Origin of the sequence: Pantoea sp. A4 (assembly GCF_000295955.2) — a bacterium.
Taxonomy (GTDB): domain Bacteria; phylum Pseudomonadota; class Gammaproteobacteria; order Enterobacterales; family Enterobacteriaceae; genus Pantoea; species Pantoea multigeneris.
On sequence record NZ_ALXE01000048.1, the window covers coordinates 20,446 to 34,481 of the forward strand.

The following is a 14,036-nucleotide window of genomic DNA, read 5'->3' on the forward strand; positions in this document are numbered from 1 at the left end:
ATCAGGATCCTGTAGGGCGCAACCGGTGCCACTGGCGTTTCGTGGCGCGACTCAGGCGATCAAGCCAGAGATACACCACCGGTGTGGTAAAGAGTGTAAGAAGCTGGCTCAGCGCAAGGCCACCGGCAATCGCAATGCCCAACGGGCTGCGCAGGTCGGCATCCCCGCCACTGCCCAAGGCCAGCGGGAGAGCACCAAAGAAAGCCGCCAGCGTGGTCATCATGATTGGGCGGAAGCGCATCAAACAGGCCTGAGTGATCGCCTGCTGGGGCGTCATCCCCTCGGTGCGTTCTGCGTGCAAGGCGAAGTCGATCATCATGATCGCATTCTTTTTCACAATCCCGATCAGCAAGATAATCCCGATCAGCGCAATAATGGTCAGTTGGGTATTCGTGAGCAGCAACAGCAGCAGCGCGCCAACCCCTGCCGAAGGCAGCGTTGAAAGGATGGTCAGCGGGTGGATATAGCTCTCATACAACATCCCCAGCACGATATAGACCGCGCACAACGCAGCCACAATCAACCACGGCATCGTCGCTGTTAACTGAGTAAACGCCTGCGCCGTCCCGGCAAAGCCCGCCTGAATGGTGGAAGGTAAGCCAATCTGCGCCATCGCCTGCTTGATAAGCACCTGCGCCTGCTCCAGCGAAACGCCATCATTGAGGTTAAACGCGATGGTCGTGGTCGCTGATTGCCCCTGGTGCGCCACCGAAAGCGGTGCATTCCCGCCGCTAAAGGTGGCGAAAGCCGAAAGCGGCACGCGATCGCCACTGTCGTTAATCACATAGAGCTGTTTGAGCATCTCCGGATCGCGGGTGTAGTTATCTTGCAGGCCCATCACCACATGGTACTGATTCAGCGTGTGATACAACGTCGCCACCTGACGCTGGCTAAAGGCGTTATTGAGCAGAGTATCGATCATGTTGACGTTGATGCCGAAGCGCTTCGCCCGATCGCGGTCAATATTGATCACCACTTCCTGGCCGCCGGTTTGTGAGTCTGAATCCACGCTGTTGAGCTGGGGTATCGCACTCAGCGCCGCCTGCACCTTCGGTGACCACTGGCGCAGCAGATTAAGATCGTCCGCTTGCAGGCTGTACTGGTAGGTGGCATTGGCACTGCGCCCCCCCACATGCAGGTCCTGGGCCGCCATCAGGAACATCTGCGCCCCGGCAATATGGCTGGTTTTCATACTCAGCCGGTTCGCTACCTCGGTTGCGGTGGCATCGCGCTTATCAAAGTCTTTCAGGCGGACAAAGAAGTTCGCGCTGTTACGTGAGCCAAACATGCCGCTCCCCATCGAAGACATGACGGTCTCTACCGCCGGGTCGGATTCGATGATTTTAGTGAACTGCAACATCTTGGGTTTCATCGCCTGGAAAGAGATGTTTTGATCGGCACGCAGTGCCCCCATCAGCAGTCCGGTATCCTGATTCGGGAAGAAGCCTTTTTGCACCACCGAATAGAGGAACAAGTTCAGCACGATAGTCAAAAACAGACTAAACAGGGTGATTTTCTGGTGACGCATCACCCAATCCAGCCCGCTAGAGTAAGCCGCCAGCAGGCTATTGAGCTGGTTTTCAATCCACTGATAGACAGGATGTGGCCGCTGCGTCACCTTTGGTTTGCGCTTGAGCAGACGTGAACAGAGCATCGGCGTCAGGCTAAGTGAAACAAACATCGAGATCAGCAATGAGACAGTCAGCGTGACGGCAAATTCACGGAACATGCGCCCGACCAGGCTGCCCATCAGTAAGATCGGAATAAATACCGCCACCAGTGAAACCGTCATGGACAGCACGGTAAAACTTACTTCTCGCGCCCCGCGTACCGCAGCACGCACCGGGCTTAGCCCCCTTTCGATATGGCGCGTGATGTTTTCCAGCACCACAATCGCATCGTCCACCACAAAGCCGGTGGAGACGATCAACGCCATCAACGAGAGGTTATCAAGGCTGTAGCCCAGCAGATACATCACCGCGCAGGTGCCAATCAGGGAGACCGGCAGCGCCAGCGCGGGGATCACCACCGCCTGAAGATTACGCAGGAAAATAAAGACCACCGCAATCACCAACAGCGTGGCAACCAGCAAGGTTTCTTCCGTGTCATACAGCGAAGCACGTACCGTAGGCGAGCGGTCAACCACGATCTTCAACTGCGTATCCGCAGGCAGATCTTTCTCCAGCGCCGGAAGTTGCGCTTTGATTTCATCGATGGTTTCCAGCATATTCGCGCCCGCCTGACGCTTAATGCCAATCATCACCGAAGGGGTGGCGTTGAGAAAACCGGCCTGGTACTTATCTTCCACCGAGTCATAGACCGTTGCGATATCATGCAAACGTACCGCTTTGCCGTTGCTGTAGCTGACAATCAGATCCTGATACTGAGCGGCTTTATCTAACTGACCGTTGCTGTCGACCACCCAGGACTGGTTATTGCCCTGCAACATCCCTTTCGGTAAATCGGTGGTGCTGTTGGCAATCGCTGTGCGCACGGTATCCAGCGAAATGCCGTATTGGGTAAGCTTCATCGGTTGCAGATCGATGCGGACGGCTGGCAGGGCACTGCCCATCAGCGACACTTCCCCTACCCCTTTCACCTGCCCCATCGCCTGTTCGATTTTGCTTTCAGCCAGATCGTACAACTGGCCCGGCGTGCGCGAAGAGGAGGTCAGCGCCAGCATCACAATCGGTGCGTCGGAAGGGTTCGCTTTGCGGTAGGTGGGTAACGACTCCATGCTGCTCGGCAACAAGCTGCGGGCGGCGTTGATTGCCGCCTGCACGTCACGCGCCGCACCGTTGATGTCACGGTCGAGGTCAAACTGCAAAATCACAGACGTTGACCCCTGCGAACTGCTGGAGGTCATTTCACTGACGCCCGCAATCTGCCCCAGCGCCCGCTCCAGCGGCGTAGCCACCGTGGCGGCCATGGTTTCAGGGCTGGCACCGGCAAGGCTGGCGCTGACCATAATGGTGGGGTAATCCACCTGCGGCAGCGGCGCAACCGGCAGTAAGCGATAGCCCAGCACGCCCAGCAGCAGAATCGCCATCGACAACAACAGCGTGGTAACCGGGCGGAAAATAAACATACGCGTCAGATTCATTCTGCGCCTCGGGCCTGCTGCTGACGGCGTTTCACCCATGCGTTACCGCGCTGGGCAATCCCATCAAACCACAGGTAGATAACCGGCGTGGAGAACAGCGTCAGCACCTGACTGAACACCAATCCACCAACAATCACCAACCCCAGCGGTTGACGCAGCTCAGCACCAGAACCCGATGCCAGCATCAGCGGGAGCGCGCCCAACAGCGCCGCCATGGTGGTCATCAGGATCGGGCGGAAGCGCAACAGGCAGGCCTGATGGATCGCCTCGCGTGGGCTGAGATGCTGCTTATTCTCCGCTTCCAGCGCAAAGTCGATCATCATAATGGCGTTTTTCTTCACGATGCCGATCAGCAAAATCACCCCGATTAGCGCAATCAGGCTGAATTCGGTGCCGGACAGCAGCAGCGTCAGAAGTGCGCCTACCGCCGCCGAAGGGAGCGTAGAGAGGATCGTGACCGGATGAATAAAGCTTTCATACAGGATACCCAGCACCACATACATGGTGATCAACGCCGCCAGAATCAGCCACAGCGTGTTGCCGGTGGCGCTCTGGAACGCAGAGGTTTCCCCCTGATAACGCAGCGTGATGCTGGAAGGCAACTGCAACTGCTGCGTGACTTCCGCAATCGCCTTCTGCCCGTCTTCCAGCGAATAACCGTTGTTGAGGTTAAACGACAACATCACCGCCGGGAACTGGTTGAGGCGCATATGCATCAGCGAGCCGGTACGTTCATGAATTGTCGCAATCGACGTCAGCTTCACCATGCCTGTGGTAGTGGTGGTATCGCTGGTGCTGTCAGAACTGGTGCTGCTTGTGGTGCTGGTGCTGGTCGTCGAACTGGTGCTGCTCGTGGTAGAGCTGGTGCTGCTGCTATCACTGCTGCTGGTGGTGCTCTGCAAATAGATATCATCGAAGGAAGCGGGAGACTGCTGGTATTGCGGCTTCACTTCTAATACCACGCGATACTGGTTAGCCTGGGTAAAAATGGTGGAAACCAGACGCTGACCAAAGGCGTTATACAGCGCCGTATCCACATCCGAAGCAGTAATACCGTAGCGTGCGGCTTTATCGCGGTTCAGTTCCACGTAAGCCACGCGCCCCTGATCCTGCAAATTGCTCACAACACCGTTAAACTCCGGGCGTTTTTTCAATGCTTCAACCAGCTTCGGCGTCCAGTTAACCAGATTTTCACTGTCGGCATCATCCAGCGTGAACTGGTACTGGCTGGGAGAAACCTGATCGTTCACCGTCAGATCCTGCGCAGGCTGCATATAGAGCTGAATGCCTGCCACCTGCTCTGCCGCCTGCTGGAGCTGTTTGATCACCACATCGGCTTTATCATCACGCTGATCAAACGGTTTGAGGTTGATCTGCAAGCGGCCACTGTTCAGGCTGGTGTTGGTGCCATCAATACCGATAGTGGAAGAGAGATTTTCCACCGAAGGGTTCTGCAAGATAACCCTGGCCAGCGCCTGCTGCCGTTTCGCCATCTCACTGAACGAAACATCCTGCGAAGCCACGGTCACCCCCTGAATCAGCCCGGTATCTTGCGTCGGGAAGAACCCTTTAGGGATCGCCAGATAGAGGATGGCGGTCAGCGCAAAGGTTGCCAGCGCCACCAGCAGCGTCAGCTTCTGGTGGTTCAGCACCACCGTGAGCAGCCGGTCATAGACATCGACGATTTTGTCGAATACCGCTTCCCCCTTACGGGCAAAGCGCGACTGTTTCTCCGGTGGCACATGGCGCAGAAGATAGGCGCACAACATCGGCGTCAGGGTCAACGAAACCAACATCGAGACAAAGATCGACACCGCCAGGGTAATGGCAAACTCGCGGAACAGTCGGCCAACCACATCGCCCATGAACAGCAGAGGGATCAGTACCGCAATCAGCGAGAACGTCAGCGAGATGATGGTAAAGCCGATCTGCTGGGAACCTTTCAGCGCCGCCTGCATCGGCGTTTCGCCCTCTTCCAGTCGGCGGGTGATGTTTTCGACCACCACAATCGCATCATCGATGACAAAACCGGTGGCGATAGTCAGCGCCATTAAAGAGAGGTTATTGATGCTAAAGCCGGAAAGGTACATCACCCCAAAAGTGCCGACCAGCGACAGCGGCACCGCCACACTGGGGATCAGTGTCGCAGCGACATTGCGCAGGAACAGGAACGTCACCATCACCACCAGCGCAATCGACAGCATTAATTCAAACTGCACATCGCTGATAGAGGCGCGAATGGTCTGGGTGCGGTCAGACAGCACCGTCATTTTCACGCCGTCTGGCAACGCTGCCTGCAGCGTCGGCAGCTTGGCCTTGATGTCATCCACCACCTGAATCACGTTAGCACCCGGCTGGCGCTGCACGCTGATAATGATAGCCGGACTGTTGTTTGCCCAGGCAGACTGGAAGCTGTTTTCCGGCCCCTGTTCAATATGCGCAATGTCTTTGAGACGCAGCGCCGCACCATTTTTGTAGGTGAGAATCAGGTTGCCGTACTCTTCAGCGGTGCGCAGCTGGTCATTGGCATCGATGGTGACCGAGTGGTATTTGCCATCAAAGCCCCCTTTTGAACCGTTGACGTTGCTGTTGGTAATTAAGGTATCGACGTCTGCCAGCGTCAGCCCGTGGGCCGCCAGCGCTTTCGGGTCCATTTGCACACGAATTGCGGGTTGATGTCCCCCCGCCAGCGTAACCATCCCCACGCCGGAGATCTGCGACAGCTTCAGCGCCACACGGGTGTTAACCAGATCCTGCACCTGCGTCAGCGGCAAGTTATCGGAACTGGCCGCCAGTGTGATCACCGCAGTATCGGCCGGGTTGACCTTTTTGTAGGTGGGCGGATTAGGCAAATCGCTGGGCAGCAGGTTGTTTGCGGCATTGATTGCCGCCTGCACTTCCTGTTCAGCAACGTCCAGAGACAGATCGAGGCTGAACTTCAATGTAATGATAGAAGATCCCCCCGAGCTGGTGGAGGTCATCTGGCTTAAGCCCGCCATCTGTCCCAACTGGCGTTCCAGCGGGGAGGTAACGGAAGACGCCATCACATCCGGGCTCGCACCCGGATAGAGCGTGGTGACCTGAATGGTGGGATAATCTACCTGCGGTAGCGCCGAGGTAGAGAGAAACTGGTAAGCAAATATCCCCGAGATCAGCACCCCGATCATCAGCAGGATAGTGGCGACCGGGCGCAGGATAAACAGGCGTGACGGGTTCATTTGGCCTCGGTGGTTGCAGCGGTTTTGCTCTCATCGACCAGCGACACTTTACTGCCGTTGGTCAGGCGATCAATCCCCTCGGTCACCAGACGATCACCCGGAGAAACGCCCTGCAGAATCGCTTGCTTGTCTTCACCAAATGCGGGCCCCGTGGTCACGGCTTTACGCGTAACGGTATTATCTTTGTTGATAACAAACACAAAACTCCCGTCGCTGCTGAGCTGCAACGCCTGGGCCGGAATCACCGTGGCCCCTTTCAGGATTGCGGTTTGCAGGCGCAAATTCACAAACTGGTTGGCAAACAGCGCATCATCCTGATTAGCGAAGATCGCTTTCAGTTCCACCGTGCCGGTGCTGGTATCAATTTGGTTGCTGAGGAACTTCACTTCACCCTGTGCTAAGGCGGTGGTGTTGTCTTCATCAAAGGCGGTGGCGGCCATACTCTGGTCATTGTGCAACGCTTTTACCAGCGTCGGAATATTGCTCTGTGGCACGCTGAACGTCACAGCCGCTGGCTGCATTTGGGTGATCGTCACGAGGCCCGTGGTACTGGAAGATTGCACCATATTGCCAGGATCGACCAGACGCAGGCCCACGCGGCCACTGACCGGGGCGGTAATGCGTGAATATTCAATGCTCAGCTTCGCACTGGCGATTTGCGCTTCATCCGCCGCAACCGTACCGCGATACTGACCCACGGTCGCCACCTGCGTATCCAGGTCCTGTTTCGCCAGGGAGTCCTGCGCATACAGCTTGCGGTAGCGCGCCAGCGTCAGTTCGGCACTTTTTAACAGCGCCTGATTCTGGCTCAGGTCACCCTGATACTGTTGCAGCGTGGCTTCATAACTGCGCGGGTCAATCTGCGCCAGCAGTTGCCCGGCCTGGACTTTTTGTCCTTCAGTAAAGAACACTTTCATCAGTTGACCATCAACCCGGCTGGTTACGGTGACGCTGGCATTGGGCACCACGGTGCCAAGGGCATTCAGGTACACCGGCACATCCGCCGTGGTGGCCACGCCACTGTGAACCAGTGTCGCACCGCCCATCATCATCGCCATGCCCGGAGGGCCGCCAGCACCACCGCGATGTCCACCTCCCGGACGTCCCCCCGGTGGCATTCCGCCGCCCGGCATTCCGCCATGCGGCAACAAACGCCACACCACGCCCGCCGCAATCAGCAGAACAATCAATAACAGCAGCCATTTCAGCCAGCGGGAACGAGATTTGTGGGGGGAGTTAATAGTCATCGAACTCTTCAGGTTACTGGATAAATGGAAAATCCCCTGTAATGACAGGGGATTATTTCAGTAGCAGATCATTACTGCTGGTATTATCGGCTGAAGTGCCATGGATTTTCCATGGAGAAACCGTAAGGGTAACGTTAAAAAAATCAGGACTTCCAGCCGCCTCCCAACGCCTCATACAGCGTGATTTTCTGGTTCAACTGCCCCAGATGCGCGGTAATCTGCGACTGCTGGGCAGTATAAAGAGAACGTTGGGCCACTAACACATTGAGATAATTGTCTACGCCTTGCTTATAACGCAATTCAGAATAGTCGTAATCGCGCTGATTTGCTGCTACCTCTTTTTGTAGTGCCTCCACCTGATCCTGCCAGGTGTCCTGACCGGCCAGCGCATCATTCACCTCTTTGAAGGCGGTTTGAATCGTCTTCTCGTAGTCAGCAATTTCAATGCGTTTCTCAATATGCGCGATATCAAGATTAGCCGAATTGACCCCGCCATCAAAAATAGGCAGGGAGAGGGTCGGCACAAATGACCAGGCACCGGTGCCGCCGTCTAGCAGATGGCCCAGTGAACTACTGGTAGAGCCACCAGATGCGGTCAGGCTGATATTCGGGAAGAAGGCAGCCCGCGCCGCGCCGATATTGGCATTCGCCGCTTTCAAGGTATGTTCTGCCGCCATGATGTCTGGACGGCGCGTCAGCAGATCAGAGGGGAGTCCCGCTGGCGTTGCCGGGAACTGCCAGTTCTGATTGAGCGTGGCATGTGCAAGCAGCGTGGCAGGCAGTTCAGTGCCCACCAGCAGGCGCAACGCATCCACATCCTGACGCACCTGACGGGTGTAGCTCGCCACATCCGCCTGAGCCGCGCGTACCGTACTTTCTGCTTCCGCCAGATCCTGATCGCTGCTGACGCCTCCGGCGTAGCTGAGTTTCGTCAGGCGATAGCTCTCTTGCTGGCTGGTGACGGTGTTTTCCGCCAGGTGCAGCAGGTCGTTATCGGAGCTGAGGGTCAGCCAGTCCGAGGCCACTTCCGCAATCAGCGAAATGCGGGTAGCACGCTCGGTTTCCGCCGTGGAGAGGTAGGTTTCCTGCGCCTCATCCTTCAGGCTGCGCAGGCGTCCCCAGAAGTCCAGCTCCCACGAGGTGACGCCCAGACCGGTGCTCAGCTCATGGTAAGTTTCTGGCGTGTTACCGGTGTTATACAGCCCGGCAGGCTCATGCGCCGAAGTCTGGCTCGCGGTAGCATTGATGGTGGGCATCAGGGCGGCACGGTCAATCTGTACGCTGCCCTGTGCTTTTTGCACATTCAATGCCGCGACGCGCAGGTCACGGTTATTGTTCAACGCCAGCGTAATCAGGCTGCGCATTTGTGGGTCGTTGAAGAAACTCTGCCACGGCAAATCGGCGACGTTGCCCACCGCAGTGGGTTGATCGTAGTGAACCGCCACCGGCATAGCCGGACGCTGGTATTTGGGCTCCATGGTACAGCCGGTCAACGCGATGGCGGTGGCCAGGGGTAACACGCCCCAGGAGAAAGCCTTAGTTATCATTGTGTACCACCTCGGTCGCTGCGGATTTTTTCTTGCGCGAGAAGAACTGCGAAACCACCACATAGAACATCGGCACAAAGAAGATGGCGAGGAAGGTCGCCGTGATCATGCCACCGGCTACCGCAGTACCAATGGAGTGCTGGCTACCCGCACCCGCGCCGTTGGAGATGGTGAGCGGGAACACGCCAAGAATAAAGGCCATGGATGTCATGATGATGGGACGAATACGCAGACGAGCAGCTTCTACGGCAGCGTCCACCAGACTTTTACCTTCGCGTTCATGCAGCTCTTTGGCGAACTCCACAATCAGAATGGCGTTCTTCGCCGCCAGCCCCACCGTGGTCAATAGCCCCACCTGGAAGAAGACGTCATTTTGTAGCCCGCGCAGCAGTACCGCACTGATAGTCCCCAGTACGCCCAGCGGCACCACCAGAATCACCGAGAACGGGATCGACCAGCTCTCATACAGCGCGGCCAGACACAGGAACACCACCAGAATTGAGATCATATACAGCTGGGTGGTCTGGTTACCGGAAGCCTGCTCCTCATAGGAGATGCCATACCACTGCACCCGGAAACCGTGCGGCAGTTGCTTCGCCAGCTCATCAACCGCCTTCATCGCCTCACCGGTACTCAGACCCGGTGCCGGAGAACCGAGGATCTCTTCCGCCGTCAAACCATTGAAGCGTTCAAAGTGTGGAGAACCATAGACCCACTTGCCGGAAGCAAAGGCGGAGAATGGCACCATGGTGCCGCTGGTGTTACGGAAGTACCACTTGTTGAGATCGTCTGGCGTCACGCGGGAGTCCGCTTTCCCCATCAGATACACTTCTTTCACACGCCCGTTATACATGAACTGATCGATGTAGCTCGAACCCCATGCCACTGAAAGGGTGTCATTGATATCGCTCATGCTCAGGCCCAGGGCACTGGCTTTCTCGTCGTTGATCTCCAGTTGATACTGCGGCTCATCTTCCAGGCCATTCATACGTACCTGCGTCAGACGCGGATCTTTATTGGCGAGGTCAATCAGCTGGTGTGTCGCATCCATCATCTGCTGATGGGTGTGTCCACCGGTATCCTGAAGATAGAGGTCAAAGCCGGTGGCGTTACCCAATTCCATTACCGCTGGCGGCACCAGGGCAAAGATCTTCGCGTTTTTGTAGTTGGCGAAGTGGGCCATAACGCGGTTAGCCAGATCCTGCACGCTTTGTCCGCTGTGGGTACGTTCGCCCCAGTCTTTCAGGCGCACAAAGGCCATCGCATTGTTCTGCCCACGACCGGCAAAGTTAAAGCCTGATACGCCAAAGTTGGTAGTGACAATCGAAGCTTCGTTTTTGTGCAGATAATCATTCAGGTCGTTGATCACCTGTTCTGTACGCTGGGAAGAGGCGTTTACGGGCAGCGTCATCTGCACCATCATCAGCCCCTGATCCTCTGCGGGCAGGAAGGTGGTTGGCACGCGCGTAAACAGATAACCGGTTACGCCGACAATCACCAGATACACCACCAGGAACAGGCCACGGCGTGAAATCACTTTGCTGACGCCATTGGTGTAGTGCAATGTGCCACTGTCGAACTTGCGGTTAAACCAGCCAGCAAATCCGGTGGTTTTATGCTCCGCCGCGCTGGCTTTCAGCAGCGTGGCACAGAGCGCTGGCGTAAAGATCAACGCCATGATCACAGACAGCGCCATCGCCGAGACAATGGTGATAGAGAACTGACGATAGATAACCCCGGTTGACCCGGAGAAGAAGGCCATCGGCAGTAAGACCGCTGACAGGACTAGCGCGATACCAAACAGCGCGCCCTGAATCTGCTCCATCGATTTAATGGTGGCGGTTTTCGGATCGAGGTGTTCATCGTGCATCACGCGCTCGACGTTCTCCACCACCACGATGGCGTCATCCACCAACAATCCTATCGCTAGCACCATCCCGAACATCGTCAGGGTGTTAATGCTGTAACCAAAGGCAGAAAGAATACCGAAGGTACCCAACAGCACCACGGGCACCACCAGCGTGGTGATCATGGTGGCACGCAGGTTCTGCAGGAACACCAGCATAACGATAAACACCAGCACAATCGCTTCAATCAGGGTTTTCACCACTTCTTCAATCGAGGCGCTGACCACCGGAGAGGTGTCATACGGATACTGGACTTCAACGTTATCGGGCAGAGAATCTTTCAACGCCGCCACAGTGGCGCGTACCGCTTTCGCAGTATCTAACTGGTTAGCCCCTGTTGCCAGGCGCAGCGCAATACCGGCGGCAGGTTTGCCATCCATGGTGGCATCAATGCCGTAGCTTTGCGGGCCCAGTGCGACGCTTGCCACATCTTTCAGACGGATCTGCGAGCCATCGGTGTTGACCTTCAGCAGCACATTCTCAAACTGCTTCACGGTAGTGAAGCGCGTTTTACCCAGAATGGTGGCCTGGGTTTTCGCCCCTTGAATGGTCGGCAAGCCGCCGAGTGAACCGGATGAGACCTGCACGTTCTGATTATCAATCGCGGTGGAAACATCACTTGGCATCAGGTTGTATTTATACAGCTTGGCCGGATCGAGCCAGATGCGCATGGCATATTCCGATCCCAACACCATAAAGTCACCGACACCCGGCGTACGCGAGATCGGGTCTTCCAGTTTTGAAACCAGCATGTCGGCTAAATCGCCGTTGGTCAGCTTGCCATCTTTCGAGATCAAGCCGATAACCATCATGAAGTTCTTCTGGTATTTACGGATGCGGATACCCTGCTGGGTCACATCGGTCGGCAGTTGGGATTCCGCCAGTGACACGCGGTCCTGTACCTGAACTTGCGCAATGTCCGGGTTCACGCCCTGGTTAAAGGTCGCGATGATCTGAGCACTACCATCACTGGCACTGCTGGATTCCAGATAACGTAAGCCATCCAGGCCATTCAGCTGCTGTTCAATCACCTGTACCACGGTATTTTGCGTGGTCTCAGCACTCGCACCTGGGTAAGTGACCGAGATGGAGACCGCCGGCGGGGAGATATTGGGATACTGGTTGACTGGCAGGCTTATCGCCGCAATCGCACCGACCAGCATCACAATAATGGCGATCACCCAGGCAAAAATCGGGCGTTCAATAAAAAACTTAGACATGACGCCTCCTTATTGTGCCGCTGAATCGGTCATGGAGAGGCTGACAGCATTGGCATCAGGCGTATCGTTGGTATTCGCAGCGGTGGTAGTGACTTTGGTACCGGCATGAACGCTTTGCAGATTGTTCACCACCACTTTCTCGCCCTCTTGCAGACCGCCAGTCACCAGCCACTCGGCTTTCACCATTTCACCGGTGGAGATGCTGCGCTGCTCGATGGTGTTGTCGCTTTTCACCACATAGACATACGGCTGCCCTTTGGTGTCATGCATGATGGCTTCTTGTGGCAGCAAAATGCCCTGCTGCTGAATGCCCTGCGGGAAGCTAGCGTGGACGTACATCCCCGGCAGCAATTCGCTGTTCGGGTTCGGGAACACCGCACGCAGCACCACGGTGCCGGTGGTGGTATCCACATTCACTTCAGAGAAGGCCAGCTTCCCTTCCGCACCATACTTACTGTTATCTTCCAGCGTCAGGCCAACGGCGGCGGTGTTATCCCCCACCTTCTCAATTTTGCCGCTGGCTAACGCACGGCGCAGACGCAGGAGATCGGTAGACGATTCGCTGACATCAACGTAAATCGGATCAAGCTGAGTGATGGTGGCGAGGTAATCGGTTTGTCCGTCAGTAACCAACGCACCGGCGGTGTATAACGAGCGGCTGATATGACCGGAGATCGGCGCTTTCACCAGCGTGTAATCAAGGTTCACTTTCGCGGTTTCCACATCCGCCTGCGCTTCACGCGCTGCGGCTACGGCATCATCGTAAGTTTGTTGGCTGATGGCATGGGCCGCGGCCAGGGGCTGATAACGCTTCACCACGGTGGCGTCATTTTGCCAGGTCGCGAGCGCTTTATCATAGGCCGCTTTGTAAGTGGCAGGATCGATCTGATACAGCGGCTGCCCCTCTTTCACTTCTCCCCCTTCGGTAAAGAGGATTTTCTGGATCACACCGCTGACCTGCGGACGGACCTGAGCGGTACGAACTGCGGTGGTACGGCCAGGCAACTGGATTAACAGCGTTACGGGTTCGGCTTTCAGTGTGACAACACCGACCTGCGGTGTGGCAGACGCGGCAGGTGCGGCTCCACCCTGGTCACACGCAGCCAGTAAAAACACCACGCTGGCAGAAAGTAATTTCAGGCGCATAGTTTTTCTCAACAAGATGGGGAGACAGTAATGAGAGTGATTACTCTCATCAAAAATTGCATTGTAGGGAGGCCGATCATTTACAGCTGTTAAGGTTGCGTAAAATATATTTTCGAAACGAAACCGGTAATCTTTTCGTGCGCTATTTGCCAAAATTCTTTAGCCATTTGCGCCATTTAGCGGGAATTTTCAGCCTTTTGGCTCGATACCACGACGGCGCAGTTCGCGTCTGGCAAGGTCTTTCAGCCAGCAGGAGAGCGTAATGTTCTCGTCATTGGTCACATCACGCAGTTGGTCATGTAGCTCGGGATGAATGCGGATCTGGAAAGCAGCCGACTTGCCGTCACCTCGCGGCGTTCTGTCTTTGGTTTTTGGCATGATGTCGTCACGTTATTCAGAGTTAACTGGAGCGCCCCTTGCAGCGCTACCAACACAGTAAGGGGCTGGCGACCGGTACGGAATGCAACATAGCGGAGCGTTAGCCGTAAGCTAACTGATTGGCTTTTTTTTTGTTGGCGGGAATTCGTTAAGAGGTGGTTAAGAGGTGTATACAGGTTACGAATTTATTTCACTAAGGGCAGATGACAGGCAAAAAAAACCCACGCATCCGCGTGGGTCAGTGCATCAGAACATGGAGATATCCCATCG

General features: G+C 55.9%; 7 protein-coding genes. All 7 read right to left on the bottom strand.

Annotated features, from left to right (window positions below; genetic code table 11):
• Position 1: 1 nt before the first annotated feature.
• Positions 2-3,103, bottom strand: coding sequence for an efflux RND transporter permease subunit (locus tag B880_RS0120080; RefSeq protein WP_017349257.1), 3,102 nt, complete (start codon positions 3,101-3,103; stop codon positions 2-4).
• Positions 3,100-6,321 carry an efflux RND transporter permease subunit gene (locus tag B880_RS0120085; protein ID WP_017349258.1) on the bottom strand — a complete coding sequence of 1,074 codons (3,222 nt, stop codon included), beginning with the start codon at positions 6,319-6,321 and terminating at the stop codon, positions 3,100-3,102. The genes B880_RS0120080 and B880_RS0120085 overlap by 4 nt, the downstream gene beginning before the upstream one ends.
• Positions 6,318-7,568: an MdtA/MuxA family multidrug efflux RND transporter periplasmic adaptor subunit gene (locus B880_RS0120090; protein ID WP_017349259.1), complete on the bottom strand. Its 1,251-nt coding sequence runs from the start codon at positions 7,566-7,568 to the stop codon at positions 6,318-6,320. Before B880_RS0120090 ends, B880_RS0120085 begins: the two co-directional genes overlap by 4 nt.
• Before the next feature lie 143 nt (positions 7,569-7,711).
• Positions 7,712-9,115 carry an efflux transporter outer membrane subunit gene (locus B880_RS0120095; RefSeq protein WP_017349260.1) on the bottom strand — a complete coding sequence of 468 codons (1,404 nt, stop codon included), beginning with the start codon at positions 9,113-9,115 and terminating at the stop codon, positions 7,712-7,714.
• Positions 9,105-12,242, bottom strand: a complete 3,138-nt coding sequence (locus B880_RS0120100) for an efflux RND transporter permease subunit (RefSeq protein WP_017349261.1) — start codon at positions 12,240-12,242, stop codon at positions 9,105-9,107. Before B880_RS0120100 ends, B880_RS0120095 begins: the two co-directional genes overlap by 11 nt.
• Before the next feature lie 9 nt (positions 12,243-12,251).
• A complete protein-coding gene (locus tag B880_RS0120105) occupies positions 12,252-13,388 on the bottom strand; it encodes an efflux RND transporter periplasmic adaptor subunit (protein WP_017349262.1) in 1,137 nt (378 codons plus the stop codon).
• A gap of 189 nt (positions 13,389-13,577) precedes the next feature.
• Complete coding sequence (locus B880_RS0120110; RefSeq protein WP_017349263.1) at positions 13,578-13,766, bottom strand: hypothetical protein; 189 nt, start codon at positions 13,764-13,766, stop codon at positions 13,578-13,580.
• Positions 13,767-14,036: the final 270 nt, after the last annotated feature.